The sequence below is a fragment of the Streptomyces sp. WMMB303 genome, assembly GCF_029351045.1.
Taxonomy (GTDB): Bacteria; Actinomycetota; Actinomycetes; order Streptomycetales; family Streptomycetaceae; genus Streptomyces.
Window position 1 is genome coordinate 4,337,408 of sequence record NZ_JARKIN010000001.1, and the last position, 18,587, is coordinate 4,355,994.

Genomic DNA, 18,587 nt, shown 5'->3' on the forward strand with positions numbered 1-18,587 from the left:
TCGCCGGGTCATTCCCGGACCGCCGCCACCGCCTCGATCTCGACCAACTGGTCGGAATACCCGAGCACGGTGACCCCCAGCAGTGTGCTGGGCACGTCGTGGTCGCCCACGGCGTCGCGGTACACCTCCCAGGCCGCCACCAGATCGGCCTGGCTGCCGGAGGCCACCAGGACCCGGGTGCTGATCAGATCCCGCAGGTCGGCACCCGCCTCGTGCAGCGCGGTGCGCAGGTTCTCGACCGCGCGCGCAGCCTGACCCGCGTAATCGCCGACGGGGGTGACGGTGCCGTCGTCCGCCAGCGGGCAGGCTCCCGCGAGGAAGATCAGGCGCGCGTCGGGCGGCGCCGCCGCCGCGTACGCGTACTCGGCCACGTCGGAAAGGCTCCGGGAGCGGATCAGGGTCACGGCTCGGGCCACGGGTGTTCCCTTCGGCAGGTGCGGCAGGTGTCCCCGTACTCCAGCGCAGTGCGCAGCACCGCGCAACCGGTTTCCGCGCCGCCCGGAAGGCGGCGTTCAGCCTGCCGCGAGCTGCTTGAGGCGGCCGAGCAACTCCGCGTCGCAGAAGTCGAGGAAGCCCCGGGGGTCCGGTCCGGCGTTCATCAGGACCAGGCGGTCGAAACCGGCCTCCAGGAAGGGTCCGGCCACCTCCAGGCAGCGCTGCGGATCGTTGCCGCAGGCGAACCGCTGCCGGATGTCCTCCTCGCGGATCTGCGCGGTGGCGGCCTCGAAGTTGACCGGGTTGGGGAGTTCGCTCATCACTTTCCAGCCGGTCAGCGCCCAGCGGAAGGAGGCGAGCGCGGCCCGGGCGCCCTCGCTCTCGCTCTCCGCCCAGGCCAGCGGAACCTCGGCGTAGCCGGGGCCGATGCCACCTGCCTCCCGGTAGTGGCGCACGATCTCGGGCTTCTCCTCGGTGGCGAACAAGGCGTCGCCGAGCTCGGCCGCGATCCGGCAGGACGCGGGTCCGCTGGCGGCCACGGCGAGCAGCGGTGGCTCAGCGGGCAGGTCGAAGATGCGCGCGTCCTCCAGCCGGAGGTATCTGCCCTCGTAGGAGCGGTAACCGCCCTGCCACAGCAGGCGGATGATCTCCAGCGCCTCGCGGAACCGGGTGTGCCGCTCGGCCACGGAGGGCCAGCCGGTACCGGTCACATGTTCGTTCAGGCGCTCTCCGGAGCCGACGCCGAGCACGAAGCGGCCCTCGGAGACGAGTGCCATCGTCGCGGCTGCCTGAGCGACGACGGCGGGGTGGTAGCGCATGCTGGGGCAGGTGACGCCGGTGACGAGCTCGATCCGCTCCGTCCTGGCGGCGACGGCACCGAGCACGCTCCAGGTGAAGGCGGAGTGCCCCTGGTCGTCCAGCCACGGATGGTAGTGATCGCTCATCTCCACGAAGTCGAACCCGGCGGCCTCGGCGGCGATCGCCTGGCGGATCAGTTCCTGGGGGCCGTACTGCTCGGTGGCGAGCTTGTAGCCGATCTGCATCTGCCCTGCTCCTCGGTCGCTCCCCCCTCGGTGTGTCCGCTTCCTCCCGCACGTTCCCACCGTTCCGCGCCGGGCGCGGGGTGTGACACGGCTGAGGCGGGGAACCGCCGCGTATCGGCATTCCCCGTCCGGTGGAGACCAGCCCTGAACACCTTTCCGGACCTGTCGGTGCTGGTGACAGGGGTTCGACGGGGCCCGGCAGCGCCGGCCCGGCGGTGAAAAAGGTGCTGGTGCCGGTCGGTACCCGAGACGTCCTGGAGGAATCGATGAGGGCTCTGACCTACCACGGCAGGCGCGATGTGAGTGTGGACACCGTGCCTGATCCGGAGATCACCGAACCGGACGACATCGTCGTACAGATCACCACGAGCGGTATCTGCGGGTCCGATCTGCACCTGTACGAGGTTCTCGGGCCGTTCATGGGCGAGGGTGACGTCCTCGGGCACGAGCCGATGGGAGTGGTCGTGGAGGTCGGCCCGGAGGTGGCCGCGGTCGCACCCGGCGACCGGGTGGTGGTGCCGTTCAACGTCAGCTGCGGCACCTGCTGGATGTGCCGACAGGGCCTCCACTCGCAGTGCGAGACCACTCAGGTACACGACTATCACAGCGGGGCCGCCCTGTTCGGCTTCAGCAAGCTCTACGGCCAGGTGCCGGGAGGCCAGGCCGAGTTCCTGCGCGTCCCGTTCGGCAATCATCTGCCGGTGAAGGTGCCGGACGGCCCCCCGGACGAACGCTTCGTGTACCTGTCGGACGTGCTGCCCACGGCCTGGCAGGCGGTGTCCTACGCGGACATCCCCCGGGGCGGCAGCGTCACCGTACTGGGCCTGGGGCCGATCGGGGACATGGCGACGCGCATCGCACAGCATCAGGGTGCCGAACTGGTGATCGGTGTGGACCTGGTGCCCGAACGGCTGGAGCGCGCCCGCGCACACGGGGTCCATACCCTGGACCTGCGCGAGCACCACGACCTCGGCGCAGCCGTGCGGGAACTGACGCAGGGACGGGGTACGGACGCGGCCATCGACGCCGTCGGCATGGAGGCGCACGGCGCACCCGTGGCCAGGGCCGCGCACCAGGCCGTCGGGCTGCTGCCGGAGTCCCTGGGCGCCAGGATGATGCACCGCGCCGGGGTCGACCGGCTGACCGCGTTGAACGCGGCGTTCGACGTCGTACGGCGCGGCGGCACCGTCTCCGTCGTGGGCCTCTACGGCGGCGCCGTCGACCCGCTGCCGATGCTGAAACTGTTCGACAAGCAGATCCAGCTGCGGATGGGCCAGGCGAACGTGCGCCACTGGGTGGACGAGATCCTCCCGCTGCTGACGGACGAGGACCCCCTGGGCGTGGACCACTTCGCCACGCATTCCCTCCCGCTGGAGAAGGCTCCGGAGGCGTACGGCACCTTCCAGCGCAAGGAGGACGGCATGGTCAAGACGCTGCTGAAGCCTTCGGCGATGTGAGGCCGGGGGCCGGGGGCCGGCGCCCTCGCGCCTCGCGGACACGAACCGCTGCTCCAGGCGGGTCCGGTGACGCCCACGGCCGTGCTGCCGCGGCGCCCGATCCGCGGGACCACTCGCGGACCGTTATGCCGGAGCCGTGCTGCCCGCTTCGGCGCGCAGGTCCCGGATCCGGCGGAACTTCCCGACGGAGCGCTCGATGGTCTCCGGGTCGACCACACGGGCCTCCACCGCCACCCCGATGCCGTCCTTGACGCGGCGTACGAGCGCGGCCTCCGCCGCGGCGCGGTCGGCCGGGGTGGCCGCGGGCCGGGCCTCCACCAGCACGCTGAGGTGGTCCAGCCGCCCCTGCCGGGTGAGCTGGAGCTGGAAGTGCGGGGCCACGCCGGGGAGGTCCAGCACGATCTCCTCGATCTGGCTGGGGAAGACGTTGACCCCCCGCAGGATGATCATGTCGTCGCTGCGGCCGGTGATCTTCTCGATGCGGCGGAACGCGGGGCGCGCCGTGCCGGGCAGCAGCCGGGTCAGATCCCGGGTGCGGTAGCGGATGACCGGCAGTGCCTCCTTCGTCAGCGTCGTCAGCACGAGTTCTCCCGGCTCCCCGGAGGGCCGCGGCTCCTCCCCCAGCGGGTCGACGACCTCCGGGTAGATGTGGTCCTCCCACAGATGGAGGCCGTCCTTGGTCTCCACGCACTCCTGGGCGACACCCGGCCCCATCACCTCCGAGAGCCCGTAGATGTCGACCGCGTGCAGGTCGAACCGCTCCTCGATCTCCCGCCGCATCGCCTCCGTCCACGGCTCGGCGCCGAAGATGCCCACACGCAGCGAGGTGCCCCGCGGGTCGATGCCCTGGCGCTCGAACTCGTCCAGCAGCGTGAGCATGTAGGTGGGCGTGACCATGATGATCTCGGGCCGGAAGTCCTGGATGAGCTGCACCTGCCGTGCCGTCATCCCGCCCGAGGCAGGGATGACGGTGCACCCGGCGCGCTCGGCACCATAATGCGCCCCCAGACCGCCCGTGAACAGCCCGTACCCGTAGGAGACATGCACCTTGTGCCCCGGTCGGCCGCCCGCCGCCCGGATGCAGCGGGCCACCAGGTCGGCCCAGGTGTCGAGATCCCGCTCGGTGTACCCGACCACGGTCGGACGGCCCGTCGAACCGCTGGAGGCGTGGATACGCCGCACCTCATCCATCGGCACGCCGAACATGCCGAACGGATACGTGTCACGCAGATCGGACTTCGTGGTGAAGGGAAACTTCGCCAGGTCCTCCAAGGTGCGGCAGTCCGCGGGCCGCACACCGGCCTCGTCGAACTTCTTCCGGTACAGCTCCACATCCTGGTAGGCGTGGAGCAGGGTGGACTTGAGGCGCTCCAATTGCACCTGCCGCAGTTCCTCCGTGCCCAGCCGCTCCCCGGCGTCCAGCAGTTCGTCCGTCATCGCTGCTCCCCGTTCACTTCACAGGCGTGGTGGTGCGGCTGCGCCCTCTGAACTCCGCGACCACCTGCTCACCGCGCAGCACGGTCACGTCGTAGAGGCCGCTGCGGCCGTAGCGGGTGCGCTCCCGGGCGACGGCCAGCAGTTCGTCGCCCTCCCAGGCGGGCGCCACGAAGGTGATGTCCGCGCCGGCCGCCACGGTCACCGGGCCGTGGCTGTTGCACGCGCAGGCGAAGGCGGTGTCGGCGAGCAGGAAAAGGTGGCCGCCGTGCGCGGTGCCGTGCCCGTTGACCATGTCGCCGGTCACCCGCATCCGCACGGTGGCGGAACCCGCGCCGGCCTCCACCAGTTCGATCCCGAGGGCGCTGGAGGCCCGATCGGCGCCGAGCATCGCCTCCACGGGCCCGCTCTCCGCCCCCGCACCCTTCCCCACCTGCTACCTCCCGCCTCGGACCGGACACCGACCGAACATTCGGTGTGCCCAGTAATCCAGTGCGGGGCACGGACTGTCAAGAGAGCCGGCAGCTGGAGGAGTCCCGCGTCCTGGAGCGGGGCTCCGGCTGAGGCGACCACGCGCCCGGGCCGACCACGTGTCCCGCGGGCTACGGCGCGCGCACCAGCGCGGCGGCGGCCAGGACGAGCAGCCGCAGCCCGATCACCGGCGGCAAGAGCACCCGCGCCGGCGTGTGCCGTACGCCGTCCCGCTCCGGCCACTTCCCGGGGCGGGTCCGGCCTGCCGGAGGTGTGTCAGCCCTCGTGCGCGGGAGCTCCCGCTTCTCGGGAGCCGCCGCCTCCCGTTCGGTCCGGCCCGCTCGCGGAAGGGTCCACGGCCAGGGGCCCGGCTGTGGCGGCCGGGTCGCCGGAGGCGTGGTCGCGCAGGTACGCGTGCAGCAGTCCGGCGCCCTCCAGCATGGTTGCCGTGCGGGCGGTCAGCTCCGCGTCGCGGCGGGCGAGCGCGGCCCGCAGCTCTCCCGTGCCGCCGGTCTCGCGCAGGCTGTCCAGGACGGTGCGGATCTGCGGCAGCGGGTAGCGGCTCTGCCGGAGCAGGACGATCAGACGGGCGTCGCGGATCTCCGCGGGGCCGAATGCCCGGTAGCCGGTGCCCGGTTCGCGGTGCGGGGTCAGCAGCCCGGCCGCTTCCCACACTCGCAGCGTGGAGGGGCGCAGACCGAGCTGGTGTGCCAGTTCGCCGATGCGCAGCACTCCGCGGATCGGTGTCGCCTCCTCGGGCGCCCGCTCCGCCGTGGCCGTCAGCGCCTCGCTCGCCACCCGGAGCGAACGGCGCTGCTCGTGGAGCGTGGCATGGCACTCGTTCACCAGCTCCAGCGCGGCCGGTACGTCGCCCTCGTGTACGGCGCGCAGCATGCTCCGGGCCGGGCCGGGGCCGTAGCCCTTCGCCAGTCCGCGGAAGGTGAGGAGTGCGGCGCGGTGGCGCGGGGTGAAGACCCGGTAGCCGGAGCCGGTGCGCGAGGCGGGTGGCAGGACGCCCGCCGCCTCGTAGTTGCGCACCTGCTGCGTGGAGATCCCGGCGACACGCGCGAGATCCACCGAGCGCAGGACCCGGTCCGACCGCGCTTCGGCCCCCATGCGGCGCTCCCTCCTGGCGCGGATCGGTGGGAGGTGCAGGCTACGCGCTGCCGCGGCGTCCCGCTCGCCGTCCCGCGTGCGGCAGCTCCCGGGCCCGGAGTCCGGCGCGCAGCTCCCCGATCGCCCGCACCGGCCGTCCGGGCTCGCTGCGCGCGGCGAGGACGGGGCCCACGTCACCCGGAAGGAGGGTTTGCTGGGGCGCGTTGCGGCGTCGTCGCTCCGCCGGTATCCGGGGCGGCGGACGATGCGGTCACCGAGTCCCTCCGGGGCAGCGCCCGACAAGAAGAGGTGTCCCATGTTCCGTTCCGCCTCCACCGCCTCCACCACCGTCCGCAGGGGCCGTTCCCGGTGCCGTGGCGCCGGAGTCCTCGCGCTGTGCGCCTCCGGTGCCGCGGTTCTGGCGCTGGTCGCGCCGAGCGCCTGGGCGGCGCCGTCCGGACCGGGCGCGCAGGCGGCCTCGGCGCGCCCCACCCCGCAGGTGTACGAGCCCCCGGCCGGCACGCAGGCCGGCAGCGGGCACACCGCGGAGCGGCGCCACACCGGCCCGGAGATCCACCGCTTCCTGACCTGGTTCTACGGGACGCACGGCCCCGATCGCCGGCAGCGGGAGCATTTCGTCTCCGACCTCCTCAAGCGGAAGCAGGCGCGGCACCCCGACCGCGACGTCATCCTGTGTGCGCAGAACACGCCGCGGAACATCGAGGTCGGCCCGGTGACGACCGCGCAGTCGGCGGGGTTCGGCTGGGCCCCGGTGACCGCCTACTGGGCGGACGGGACGGCGAGCACCTCGACCGCCTACGTCGCGCTGGACTCGCATCCGATCGAACTGCACGATGTCGTCTGCGCGCAGTGACGCGCGGTTGCTGCACCACCGCGCGCACCGGAGAACAGCGGGACGAACGGGAGCGTGACGTGGGGACGGTCGGGGCGGAAGCGCACCACGGGGTGACGGCGGTGCCGGAGGGGTGGCCGACCACCGAAGCCGAGGCGGTGGCGGCGCAGAAGCGGCTGCGCGAGGCGGCCGACCCGGTAGGCCCCGGCCCCGGTCCGGACGAGGTGCGGACGGTCGCCGGGGTCGACGTCGCCTACGCCGACGACGGAGGCCTGGTCGCGGCGGCCGTCGTGCTGGACGCGGCGACGCTGGCCGTGCTGGATGAATCGGTGCACGTGGGACACACCTCCTTCCCGTACGTCCCGGGGCTGCTGGCGTTCCGCGAACTGCCGTCGGTCGCCGCCGCGCTGGGCGGGCTGGCCCGGTACCCGCGGCCGGATGCAGTGGTGTGCGACGGCTACGGCGTCGCACACCCCCGGCGCGCGGGGCTCGCCGTGCATCTGGGAGTGCTGACAGGCCTCCCCTGCTTCGGGGTGGCCAAGACGCCGTTCGTCTTCGAGCACGAGCCCCCGGCGCGGGAGCGGGGAGCGTGGTCGTCGCTGACCATGGACGGCGAGCGGGTCGGCCGCGCGCTGCGCACCCAGGACGGGGTCAAGCCGGTGTTCGTCTCCGTGGGCAGCGGCATCAGCCTGGACAACGCCTGCGCCCTCGTCCTCCGACTGGCCCCCGCGTACCGCCAGCCGGAGACGACACGCCGGGCCGACCGACTCGCCCGGCGGGAACTCGCCGCACGGACCGGATGAGTGGGCGGGATCCATGGCACGCCCGGCAAACCGTGCGAAGGCAGGCCGCCCGCGGCGGGAGAGTGCAAGGTCACACCCGCGGGTTGCTGCTACTCGCCGGTCACCTCACCTAATCTGCGGCCATGACGGTCCCGCCTGAAGAAGGGCTCTCCCTCGCGCAGGACTTCCCGGACGCCACATACGAGCAGTGGCAGCAGCTCGTCTCCGGGGTTCTGCGCAAGACGGGAGCGACGGTCCCGGACGCCTCCGAGCCCGAGTCCGCCCTCACCACCACGCTCACCGACGGCATCGACGTACGCCCCCTGTACACGAGGGAATCCACGGGGGAAGTCACGGGAGAGGTGCGGGGCGGCCCGCGGGGGTTCCCCGGGTTCGCACCCTTCACCAGGGGATCCCGCGCCGAGGGCAACGCCGCGCACGGCTGGGACGTGCGGCAGCGGCACACGCGTGCCGACGCCACGGGGACCCGCGAGGCGGTGCTGGGCGACCTGGAGAACGGTGTCACCTCCGTCTGGCTGACGGTGGGCGAGGGCGGGCTGCCGATCGAGGATCTGGAGCGTGCCCTGGAGGGCGTCTATCTCGACCTGGCGCCGGTGGTACTGGAGCCGGGCGCCGACTTCGGACGGGCGGCCGCCGAACTGCGGCGGCTGCGCGGGCGGCTGACGGGCGGTGCGGAGCCCGCCGCCGGAAGCCTGCTGGGAGCCGATCCGCTGGGGTACGCGGCACGCACCGGAGCGCACGAGGCGGTACCTGAGCTGCGCCGCGAGGCTGCGGCGCTGGCGGAGGAGTGCGGGCGGCGCGATCCGGGGCTGGGCACCTACGCGGTGGACACGCTGCCGTACCACGAGGCGGGTGGCACTCCCGCACGGGAACTGGGCTGCGCCCTGGCGACCGGAGTGGCCTATCTGCGGGACATGACGGCTGCCGGGATGTCGGTGGAGGCGGCCTGCCGGCAGTTGGAGTTCCGGTACGCCGCGACGGCGGACCAGTTCACCAGCATGGCGGCGCTGCGTGCGGCACGCCGACTCTGGTCGCGTGTCGTACAGGCGTGCGGTGCCCCCTCCCGTGCGGGCGCCCAGCGGCAGCACGCGGTGACCTCGGCGGTGATGATGACCCGTCGCGACCCGTGGGTGAACATGCTCCGTACGACAGTGGCGACGCTGGCGGCCGGGGCCGGGGGCGCGGACGCCGTCACCGTGCTGCCGTTCGACGACGCGCTCGGCCTGCCGGACGGGTTCGCCCGCCGGATCGCCCGCAACACCTCCACCATCCTGCTGGAGGAGTCTCATCTGGCGGGGGTGATCGACCCGGCGGGCGGCTCCTGGTATGTGGAGGCGCTCACCGACGAGTTGGCCCGCGCCGCCTGGGCCTGGTTCCAGGAGATCGAAGGTGCGGGCGGCATGGCGGCCGCGCTGCGCGACGGGCTGGTCGAGGCGCGGCTGCGCGAGGGCTGGACGGAACGCGGCCGGGCGCTGGCGCACCGGAGCGAACCGATCACCGGCGTCAGCGAGTTCCCGCTGCTGGACGAGCGGCCCGTGGAGCGGGAACCGGCGCCCGAGCGGCCCCGCGGCGGGCTGCCGAGGGTGCGCCGGGACGACCGGTTCGAGGCGCTGCGGGCCCGCTCGGACGCGCACCTGGCGGCGACCGGTGTTCGCCCGAAACTGTTCCTGGCGGCGCTGGGCCCGGCAGCCGTGCACACCGCACGGGTCTCGTTCGCCGCCAACCTCGCCCGCGCCGGGGGCATCGAGCCGGTGCACGACCCGGTGACGGTGGACGCACGGAACGCGGGCGCGGCCTTCGAGGGCAGCGGCGCCTCGGTGGCCTGCCTGTGCTCCAGCGACACGCTCTACGCCGAGCAGGCGGCGGACGTGGCCGCCGCGCTCCGGGCGGCGGGTGCCACCCGGGTGCTGCTGGCGGGCCGACCCGGGGAAGCCGAGTCCGCCGATTTCGGCGTCGACGGGTTCGTCCACGCGGGCGGCGATGCCGTCGCCCTCCTCACCTCCCTTCTCGACTGCATGGAGGTCGACGCATGAGCCGCCGGACGACAGGGCCTCACACGGAACCGGCGAGCCCGGTGCCCGACTTCACGACCGTCGGACTGGAGGGCCCGGAGCCCTCCGAGGGCACCGCCGGGCAGTGGCGCGAGGCGGTCGCGGAGCGGACCGGGCGCGAGGTCCCGGAGCTGGACTGGAACACGCCCGAGGGCATCGCGGTCAAGCCGCTCTACACGGACGAGGACCTGCGGGGGCTCGACTTCCTGGAGACCTATCCGGGGATCGCCCCGTATCTGCGGGGCCCGTATCCGACGATGTACGTCAACCAGCCCTGGACCATCCGCCAGTACGCGGGCTTCTCCACCGCGGAGGAGTCCAACGCCTTCTACCGGCGCAATCTGGCGGCCGGGCAGAAGGGGCTGTCCGTCGCGTTCGACCTGCCCACCCACCGGGGCTACGACAGCGACCACCCGCGGGTGACGGGCGATGTCGGGATGGCGGGCGTGGCGATCGACTCGCTCTACGACATGCGGCAGCTCTTCGACGGCATTCCGCTGGACCGGATGACGGTGTCGATGACGATGAACGGCGCGGTGCTGCCGGTGCTGGCGCTCTACATCGTCGCGGCCGAGGAGCAGGGTGTACCGCCGGAGAAGCTGGCGGGGACCATCCAGAACGACATCCTCAAGGAGTTCATGGTCCGCAACACCTACATCTATCCGCCGCAGCCCTCCATGCGGATCATCTCCGACATCTTCGCGTACACCTCGCAGAAGATGCCGCGCTACAACTCCATCTCCATCTCCGGCTACCACATCCAGGAGGCCGGGGCGACGGCGGATCTGGAGCTGGCCTACACCCTGGCGGACGGAGTGGAGTACCTGCGGGCCGGGATGGCGGCGGGGATGGACGTGGACGCGTTCGCACCGCGGCTGTCCTTCTTCTGGGCGATCGGCATGAACTTCTTCATGGAGGTCGCCAAGCTGCGCGCGGCGCGGCTGCTGTGGGCGAAGCTGGTGTCGCGGTTCGGCCCGCAGAACCCCAAGTCGCTCTCGCTGCGCACCCACTCGCAGACCTCGGGCTGGTCGCTGACTGCGCAGGACGTGTTCAACAACGTCACCCGTACCTGTGTCGAGGCGATGGCAGCGACCCAGGGGCACACCCAGTCGCTGCACACCAATGCGCTGGACGAGGCGCTGGCGCTGCCGACGGACTTCTCCGCGCGGATCGCCCGCAACACGCAGCTCCTGCTGCAGCAGGAGTCGGGCACCTGCCGGGTGATCGACCCGTGGGGCGGCAGCGCCTACGTGGAGCGGCTCACCCACGACCTGGCGCGCCGGGCCTGGCAGCACATCGAGGAGGTCGAGGCCGCGGGCGGGATGGCCGAGGCCATCGACGCGGGCATCCCCAAGCTGCGCGTCGAGGAGGCGGCGGCGCGCACCCAGGCCCGGATCGACTCCGGCCGGCAGCCGGTGATCGGGGTCAACAAGTACCGGGCGGTCGACGACGAGCAGATCGACGTGCTGAAGGTCGACAACTCGGCGGTGCGGGCCCAGCAGGTCGAGAAGCTGCGGCGGCTGCGCGCCGAACGGGACGAGGCGGCCTGCGGAGCGGCCCTGGAGGCGCTCACCCGGGCCGCAGGAGCCGCTTCGGGACCGGGCCTGGAGAACAACCTGCTGGCGCTCGCGGTGGACGCGGCGCGGGCCATGGCCACCGTCGGGGAGATCTCGGACGCGTTGGAGAAGGTGTACGGGCGGCACGCGGGCCAGATCCGTACGATTTCCGGTGTGTACCGCGAGGAGGCCGGAGTGTCGTCGTCCCTGACCCGCACCCGCGAACTGGTGGACGCCTTCGAGGAGGCGGAGGGCCGCAGGCCGCGGCTGCTGGTGGCCAAGATGGGGCAGGACGGCCACGACCGCGGGCAGAAGGTGATCGCCACCGCCTTCGCCGACCTGGGGTTCGACGTCGACGTCGGCCCGCTGTTCCAGACTCCGGCGGAGGTGGCGCGGCAGGCGGTCGAGGCGGACGCGCACATCGTGGGCGTCTCCTCGCTGGCGGCCGGTCACCTCACCCTGGTCCCGGCGCTGCGCGAGGAGCTCGCCGCGGCGGGCCGGGACGACATCATGATCGTCGTCGGCGGGGTGATCCCGCCCGCCGACGTGGAGGCGCTGCACCGGGCGGGCGCGACGGCCGTCTTCCCGCCCGGCACGGTCATCCCGGACGCGGCCTACGACCTGGTACGCAAGCTGGCCGCGGAGCTGGGCCACCCCGCGGGACCGGGCGGCGCGGAGGGACCGGACCGGGAGGCCGCCGAGGGCCGTGAGGGCTGAGCGGGTGCCCCGGGCGATCGACATCGACAGCTACGCCGAGGGCGTGCTGGCGGGCTCCCGCGCGTACATCGCCCGTGCGATCACGCTGGTGGAGTCGCGCCGGGCCGACCACCGGGAGCTGGCCCAGCAGTTGCTGACGGTGCTGTTGCCGCACGCGGGCGGCGCCCGGCGGGTGGGGATCAGCGGGGTGCCCGGGGTCGGCAAGTCGACCTTCATCGATGCGCTGGGCACGCTGCTGACCGAGCGCGGCCACCGGGTGGCGGTGCTGGCGGTGGACCCCTCCTCCACCCGCACGGGCGGCTCCATCCTGGGCGACAAGACCCGGATGGAACGTCTCGCCGTCAACCCCGACGCCTTCGTACGCCCCTCCCCCACCGCGGGGACGCTGGGCGGGGTCGCCAAGGCCACCCGCGAGACGATGCTGGTGATGGAGGCCGCCGGCTACGACGTCGTACTGGTGGAGACGGTCGGCGTCGGCCAGTCGGAGGCGACCGTCGCGCAGATGGTCGACTCCTTTCTGCTGCTGTCCCTGGCCCGCACCGGCGATCAGCTCCAGGGCATCAAGAAGGGCGTCCTGGAGATCGCCGACGTGCTGGCCGTCAACAAGGCGGACGGCCCGCACGAGCGGGACGCCCGCTCGGCGGCCCGTGAGCTGGCGGGTGCGCTGCGGCTGATGCGGGCGTCCGACGCGGCGTGGACCGCGCCGGTCCTCACCTGCAGCGGCCGCGAGGGCACCGGTCTGGCCGAGGTGTGGGACCGGCTGGAGCGGCACCGCGCGGTGCTGGAGTCGACCGGGGAGCTGGCCGCCAAGCGCCGCGACCAGCAGGTCGAGTGGGTGTGGTCGATGGTCCGCGACGATCTGCTCAGCCGTCTCGAACAGCACCCGGAGGTGCGGCGGCTGGCACCGCTGCTGGAGGAGCAGGTCCGCGAGGGCGGGCTGACCGCGACGCTGGCGGCTCAGCGGATCGTGCAGGCGTTCGGCCTGCCGCGGGCTGACTGACCAGCTCCGGTCTCCGGTTTCCGGCGGGCCGCATCGTGAGACGGGGCAGGCTGCGCGGGGGCGTGGGGCGAGAGAATTCGAGAATCGTCGCTGCGATTTCCTTGGGCGCCGGAATCAACCGCGCAGAGCGCGTTCAGCAACCGTAAAGAACCCCAGAAGGCCGCGCGGGCAACGGATTCCGTCGACTGGAGCTCTTGACTCCGGTTCGCCGCAGGGGCTTGTATGCGGCGACCGGGCCGCGTTCCGGCACCCGCACATTCCGCACCGCCGCTCGGTGCGCCACCGGAGGGGATACCGCACCCCGCCCAGCACGCACGGTACGAACGGAACAGCATGACCGACACGCGCGAAGCAGCCAGCAGGCCACGGCTCACCCGCTCCATCGGCGTCGTGGGCGGCACGCTGCTCACCCTCTCCTGCCTGACCCCGGCCTCGTCCCTCTTCGTGATCGTGCCGGACTCGTTCGGCACGCTGGGCACCGGGACCGCGCTCGCCCTCACCGTCGCCGCTCTGCTGTGCGTCGGCGTCGCCCTCACCTACTCCGAGCTGGGCACCCTGATCCCCAGCTCGGGCGGCGAGTACGCGATGGTCGGCACCCTGCTGGGCAGGCTGGCGGGCTGGCTGGTGTTCGTCCTGTCGCTGACCGTCGTCATGATCGTGCCGCCGATCATCGCGCTGGGCACCGCCGACTACCTCGCCCCCCTCGTGCACCTCGATCCGCGGTTCGCCGCGGCCGCCGTGATGCTGCTGTCCACCGCCATGGGTCTGCTGGACCTGCGGGCCAACGCCTGGATCACCGGCGTCTTCCTCGCCCTGGAGGTGGTGGGCGCCGCCGTCGTCGCCGTACTGGGCTTCACCCACACCCGGCGCTCCGCCTCGGTACTGGTGCACCCGGTCATGGACGGCGGGCACGGCCATACGGCACCGGTCACGGCCGGGCTGATCGTCGCCGGGCTCGCCACCGCGCTCTTCATCCTGCAGGGCTTCTCGACCGCCGTGTATCTGGCCGAGGAGATGGAGAACCCGCGGCGCACCGTGGCCCGCACCGTGCTGTGGACTCTCGCCCTCGGGTTCACGGTGGTCATCGTCCCGGTCGTCGCGATCACCCTGGGCGCACCGGATCTGCGGGCCCTCGCCGCCGGCGACATCGCGGGCATGGTCCGGGGCTGGAGCAACTCGGCCGTCGGAACGTTCATCAGCCTGTGCATCGCGCTGGCGATCATCAACGCCGCCATCGTCATGGTCATCCAGAACTCGCGGGTGGTCTTCGCCTCAGCGCGGGACTCCGCCTGGCCCGCGCCGGTCAACCGCGCCTTCTCCCGGCTCGGCAAGCGCTTCGGCTCCCCCTGGGTGGCCACACTCGTGGTCGGCGTACCCGGCGCGCTCCTGTGCTTCGTCGACCTGGACCTGTTGAGCGAGGTCACCGGCGTCGCGGTGGCAGGCATGTACGTCTTCGTCGCGCTCGGCGCCCTCGCGGCCCGACGCGCGGAGTTCAAGCACCGGGCCGCCTGGCGCATGCCGCTGTGGCCGGTGCTCCCCGCGCTGCTGATGGCGGTACTGCTGTGGGTCCTGTTCCGGCAGAGCCCGGAGAGCCTCGCCGTCACCGGCGGCATCGTCCTCGTCGCGGTCGCCTACTGGGCGCTCTATCTGCGCCCGCGCCGGCAGACCCGCTGGGTCATCGCCGTCCCCGAGGACGGGCAGGCTCCGGCGGCCCGCGAGGACAGCGCCGCCGAGACGCTCCAGCCGGTCTGAGGTGACGGGGCGCGCCGCCGCAGCGGACGTTCCGGTGCGATCCGTACGATCCACGCCGCACCCGCCCCGCGTCTCCGGCCTGGTATGTCCTGAACTGTTCTGACCTGCAGTTCTGTGACACAGACGAGACCGGAGACAGAGCTTCCGGTCCGGGATCGGCCGATAGGGTCTGCTACGCAAACGCGGGGGCACGCACGTTAAGCATCAAGCGCAGGCGTCTCCCCCCGCCGCTCTGCACCCACGCTCAGGGGTGCCGATCGCCGAGGAGGGGAGCCATGTCCTACCCGAGCCCACCCGAGCCCCCAGGCAGCGCCGGGGGCTACGGGCGGCAGCCGGGCCCGCCGCCCGCGATGCCGCCCTGTCCGCCGCCCGACCCGCCCGGCCCGCCCGGCATGCCTCCGGGCCCGGGTGGCCCCTCCCCGCAGGGGGTGCCGGGACCGCAGCCGGGCATGCCGCTGCCGCCACCCAAGAAGAACACCGGTCGCACCTGCCTCACCGCGTTCCTCGGCGTTGTCGGCGCCCTGGCACTCCTCGCAGGCGGCGCACTGGCGGCGCACACCGTCTCCAACGCGCAGCAGGACATCCCCAACCGCACCGGCTACGGACCGGCCATGTGGCGCAACCAACCGGTGGACAAGCTCTTCCCCAAGGCACTGGGGCCGAAGGCGGACGCCCAGTCCGGAGCGGACGATCCGAAGAGCGCCGAGTGGCACCGGCTGGGCATATCCGAGAAGACCGGCTGTGCCGACGCGCTGACCGGGGCGCTGGCGGCGGAGGCGGAGAAGCGTGGCTGCAAGGCGGTACTGCGCGCCACATACGCCGACCCGACGGGCAACTTCGTCGCCACCGTGGCCCTGATCGTGCTGCCCGAGGTCGAGGACCCCGAGGAGGGAATAGGCACTTTCTTCGACGCGGAGCGCGACAAGGACACCGAGAGCCACGGAGTCAAAGCGCTCCGGGTGCCCGACACAGTGGCCGCCGGCTGGAAGGACTCCCGGCGCAACGGTTCGGACGGAATGCAGGCCACCGGCCTGCATCTGCCCTACGCCGTCGCGGCCTCGGCCGGATCGGCGGACGGCCGCAAGGCGGGCCGGCTGCCCGGGCAGTGGGGCCGCACCGAACACGACGCCAAGTCGGACCGGATGCCCTGGCGGGAAGGGGCCGAGACCCTCGCCCACGACCTGGACGTGCACCTCGGTGACCTGCTGATGGAGGAGACGTCATGACGCGTCGACGGATCGGCACCGCGGTCGCCGCTGCCGGGCTGAGCGCGCTGCTGTGCGCGGTCACCGCAGCCCCCGCCCGGGCCGACACCCCCACCAGTTGGGAAGCGGAGGCGCTCGGACTGTCCTCGGCCCAGCGTGCCTCGCAGGGCGACGGCGTGAAGGTGGCCGTACTGGACAGCGGCGTCGAGAAGGACCACCCGGCCCTGGCCGGCAAGGTCACCACGGGGCCCGACTTCCTCAAGGACGGGCTGCAGCCCGGCGATCCGCGCTGGGGAGGCCACGGCACGGCCATGGCCTCCGACGTGCTCAAGGTCGCCCCCAAAGCGGACATCCTGTCGGTGCGGGTGATCGACGACAAGAAGGAGCACGACCTCGACGAATGGAAGACCGGCCCCAGCCCGGTCGCGCAGGGCATCACCTACGCGGTCGACCACGGCGCCGACGTCATCTCCATGTCGCTGGGCGGCGACACCTTCGGGGCCTCCTTCGACGAGGAGGAGACCAAGGCACTGGCGCACGCCGCCTACAAGGGGGTGACCGTGGTGGCCTCGGCGGGCAACGACGGCGACATCCTCAACGAGTCGTCCTACCCGGCCGGCTACCCGGGGGTGATCGCGGTGGCCGCTGTCGCGCAGGGCGGCAGCCGGGCCGAGTTCTCCACGGTCCGGACGTACAACAGTGTCGCGGCACCCGGTGTGGGCATCGTCAGCGCGAAGAACACCGGCGGCTACGCGCCCGTCAACGGCACCTCGCCCGCGGCGGCCCTCACCTCCGGTGTGGTGGCACTGATGCTCGGCAAGGACCACAAGCTCAAACCCTCCCAGGTCCGGGCCATCCTGACCGACACGGCCGACCACCCGCCGGGCGGCTACGACCCGAGAGTGGGCCACGGGATGATCGACGCGGCCGCGGCGGTACGCGCCGCGGCCGATCCGCCCGCCGACGGCGCGGCCGCCACCGCGTACAAGGGCAAGAAGTTCCTGACCACGCGGACCGACGTGAAGCCCACCCAGCACCCGCCGATGGAGACGGCGCCGCTGGCCATCGGCTCCTCGGTGGCGGGCGTCGGCCTGCTGATGGTCATCGGTGCCGTGGTGATCAGCCGGACGGGCCGGCGCCGTACCGCCGCGGCAGGACCGCCAGGCCCGCCGGGCACGGCAGGCCCCGGGGGCTTCCCCGGCCGGTAGCCGCCCGGACGGCACGTGGGGCGCGGCGCCGCCTGGCGCCGCGCCCCACCCGTCGCGGTGGCCAGACCGGGGCGTTCCAGGAGCCTGGCCGCGCAGTCAGGGGACCATGCGCAGCCCGTCCTTCTCTGCGCCCCGGCTGAAGACCGCCTCGCGGATGGACGCGTACGCCTCGTCCTGCGCCGGGTCGCCCGCGCTCCGGCTGGCCTTCGAGGCGAGGTTGACGAGGGTGTGGCGGGGCGAGGTCTTCATCATGAACGGGGTGAACTGGGCCTTCTCGACGGTCCAGGCGGCCGCGCCCCGGTCGTCCTCGGGGGGCACGAAGCGGAAGCGCGCTGCGGTGCCCATGCTGCCGCGTGGGTCGTTCATCTTGCCGGCGATCTGGTCGCCCATGCCGTAGACGACCCACGTCCCGTTGACCTTCTCGTACGCCTGGGGGACGTGGGCGTGGGTGCCCAGGATGAGGTCGATGTCCCGCCGTCCGCCGGAGCGCGCGGCCGTCAGCTTCTTGGCCAGGGAGCGCTGGAGTTCGTCGGGCTCCTGTTGCCACTCGGTGCCCCAGTGCATGCTGGCCACCACCACGTCGGCGCCCGCACGGCGTGCCGCCCGGGCGTCCCGGATGATCCGCTCGGGGTCGATGAGGTTGACGAGCCACGGCTTGTTCTCCGGCAGGGAGATGCCGTTGGTGCCGTATGTGTAGGAGAGCTGCGCCACCTTCGCACCGCCCGCCCGCAGCATGGTGGGGCGACGGCGCTCCCCGGCCGAGCGCGCCGACCCCGCGTGCCGGAGACCGACGCTGTCCATGGCCTCGAGGGTGCGGTTCACCCCGTCCGCGCTGTCGTCCAGGGTGTGATTGGAGCCGGTCGAACAGGAGTCGTAGCCCGCGTCCTTGACGGAGCGGGCGAGCTGCGGCGGCGTCTGGAAGAGCGGGTAGCCGGTGAAGGGGCCGCCGTCGGGGCCGTAGATGGTCTCCATGTGGCAGATCGCCAGATCGGCCCTGTCGGCCAGGGGTTTCGCGGCCGCGAGCATCCGGCCGAAGTCGTACCCCGAGCCGTCCGCGTCCGCCCGCGCCTGCCGGATGAGCGAGTCGTGGACGAGCAGGTCCCCGGTGGCGAACAGCGAGAACCCGCGTGCGGCCTGTCCGCCCCGCGCCTGCTCCGCCTGCTCTCCGCTGCCGTGACCGGCCGCCCCCCCGTCCCGTCCGGTGCCCCCTCCGGTCTGCCCGCATCCTGCGGCGCCGCCGAGCAGGGCTGCGAGGGCGAGCGCCGCCGTGGTCCGGTGGCGGGCGCCACGCGGCCAGGGGCGGCGGGGGGCGGTGCGCGGCCGGAGCCGGCGGGTGACGGCACGAAGGCGGGGATGGCGGGCATGGCGGGGAGCGCGGTCGGGAGCGGGGTGGGCAGCGGGCATGAGCTCTCCTCCATGACGAGAAAGTCATATAAGTCGTATTAACTGACTTCTCCACTCGTCCCCCCTCCCGCGCAGCGACACCGCTCCTGCCGCCGAACGGCCC

At 72.8% G+C, this 18,587-nt stretch carries 15 protein-coding genes; 9 read left to right on the forward strand and 6 right to left on the reverse strand.

Annotation, left to right across the window (positions count from 1 at the left end; all coding sequences use genetic code 11):
• Window positions 1-8 precede the first annotated feature (8 nt).
• Window positions 9-416: a RidA family protein gene (locus tag P2424_RS19310; RefSeq protein ID WP_276476999.1), complete on the reverse strand. Its 408-nt coding sequence runs from the start codon at window positions 414-416 to the stop codon at window positions 9-11.
• Between the two features lie 96 nt (window positions 417-512).
• Entirely contained in the window at window positions 513-1,478 is a 966-nt protein-coding gene (locus P2424_RS19315) for a TIGR03557 family F420-dependent LLM class oxidoreductase (protein ID WP_276477000.1), read from the reverse strand.
• 266 nt (window positions 1,479-1,744) lie between these two features.
• Here P2424_RS19315 and P2424_RS19320 point away from each other — a divergent pair, with 266 nt between their 5' ends.
• Entirely contained in the window at window positions 1,745-2,935 is a 1,191-nt protein-coding gene (locus P2424_RS19320; protein WP_276477001.1) for an alcohol dehydrogenase catalytic domain-containing protein, read from the forward strand.
• Window positions 2,936-3,058: 123 nt separating this feature from the next.
• On the opposite strand, the gene paaK is transcribed toward P2424_RS19320, so the two are convergent.
• The 3 genes from paaK to P2424_RS19335 all read right to left on the reverse strand — a co-directional run bounded on the left by paaK (window position 3,059) and on the right by P2424_RS19335 (window position 5,956).
• Window positions 3,059-4,372, reverse strand: a complete 1,314-nt coding sequence (paaK, locus tag P2424_RS19325) for a phenylacetate--CoA ligase PaaK (protein ID WP_276477002.1) — start codon at window positions 4,370-4,372, stop codon at window positions 3,059-3,061.
• A gap of 13 nt (window positions 4,373-4,385) precedes the next feature.
• Window positions 4,386-4,760, reverse strand: a complete 375-nt coding sequence (gene paaI, locus P2424_RS19330; RefSeq protein WP_276479033.1) for a hydroxyphenylacetyl-CoA thioesterase PaaI — start codon at window positions 4,758-4,760, stop codon at window positions 4,386-4,388.
• A 356-nt stretch (window positions 4,761-5,116) separates the two neighbouring features.
• Window positions 5,117-5,956, reverse strand: a complete 840-nt coding sequence (locus tag P2424_RS19335; RefSeq protein WP_276477003.1) for a MerR family transcriptional regulator — start codon at window positions 5,954-5,956, stop codon at window positions 5,117-5,119.
• Between the two features lie 295 nt (window positions 5,957-6,251).
• On the opposite strand from P2424_RS19335, the gene P2424_RS19340 reads away from it, so the two are divergent.
• From P2424_RS19340 to P2424_RS19375, 8 genes are all read left to right on the forward strand, one after another.
• A complete protein-coding gene (locus P2424_RS19340; RefSeq protein ID WP_276477004.1) occupies window positions 6,252-6,809 on the forward strand; it encodes a hypothetical protein in 558 nt (185 codons plus the stop codon).
• A gap of 59 nt (window positions 6,810-6,868) precedes the next feature.
• The gene (locus P2424_RS19345; RefSeq protein ID WP_276477005.1) at window positions 6,869-7,591 is read left to right on the forward strand and encodes an endonuclease V; all 723 of its coding nucleotides are present in this window, start codon (window positions 6,869-6,871) and stop codon (window positions 7,589-7,591) included.
• Window positions 7,592-7,713: 122 nt separating this feature from the next.
• Window positions 7,714-9,624: a methylmalonyl-CoA mutase subunit beta gene (locus P2424_RS19350; protein WP_276477006.1), complete on the forward strand. Its 1,911-nt coding sequence runs from the start codon at window positions 7,714-7,716 to the stop codon at window positions 9,622-9,624.
• A complete protein-coding gene (scpA, locus tag P2424_RS19355; RefSeq protein WP_276477007.1) occupies window positions 9,621-11,915 on the forward strand; it encodes a methylmalonyl-CoA mutase in 2,295 nt (764 codons plus the stop codon). Before P2424_RS19350 ends, scpA begins: the two co-directional genes overlap by 4 nt.
• Before the next feature lie 4 nt (window positions 11,916-11,919).
• The gene (gene meaB, locus P2424_RS19360; RefSeq protein ID WP_276479034.1) at window positions 11,920-12,915 is read left to right on the forward strand and encodes a methylmalonyl Co-A mutase-associated GTPase MeaB; all 996 of its coding nucleotides are present in this window, start codon (window positions 11,920-11,922) and stop codon (window positions 12,913-12,915) included.
• 333 nt (window positions 12,916-13,248) lie between these two features.
• Complete coding sequence (locus P2424_RS19365; protein ID WP_276477008.1) at window positions 13,249-14,667, forward strand: APC family permease; 1,419 nt, start codon at window positions 13,249-13,251, stop codon at window positions 14,665-14,667.
• 275 nt (window positions 14,668-14,942) lie between these two features.
• Window positions 14,943-15,893: a hypothetical protein gene (locus P2424_RS19370; RefSeq protein ID WP_276477009.1), complete on the forward strand. Its 951-nt coding sequence runs from the start codon at window positions 14,943-14,945 to the stop codon at window positions 15,891-15,893.
• A complete protein-coding gene (locus P2424_RS19375) occupies window positions 15,890-17,080 on the forward strand; it encodes a S8 family serine peptidase (protein ID WP_276477010.1) in 1,191 nt (396 codons plus the stop codon). Before P2424_RS19370 ends, P2424_RS19375 begins: the two co-directional genes overlap by 4 nt.
• Window positions 17,081-17,176: 96 nt before the next feature.
• On the opposite strand, the gene P2424_RS19380 is transcribed toward P2424_RS19375, so the two are convergent.
• Window positions 17,177-18,484 carry a CapA family protein gene (locus P2424_RS19380; RefSeq protein WP_276477011.1) on the reverse strand — a complete coding sequence of 436 codons (1,308 nt, stop codon included), beginning with the start codon at window positions 18,482-18,484 and terminating at the stop codon, window positions 17,177-17,179.
• Window positions 18,485-18,587: the final 103 nt, after the last annotated feature.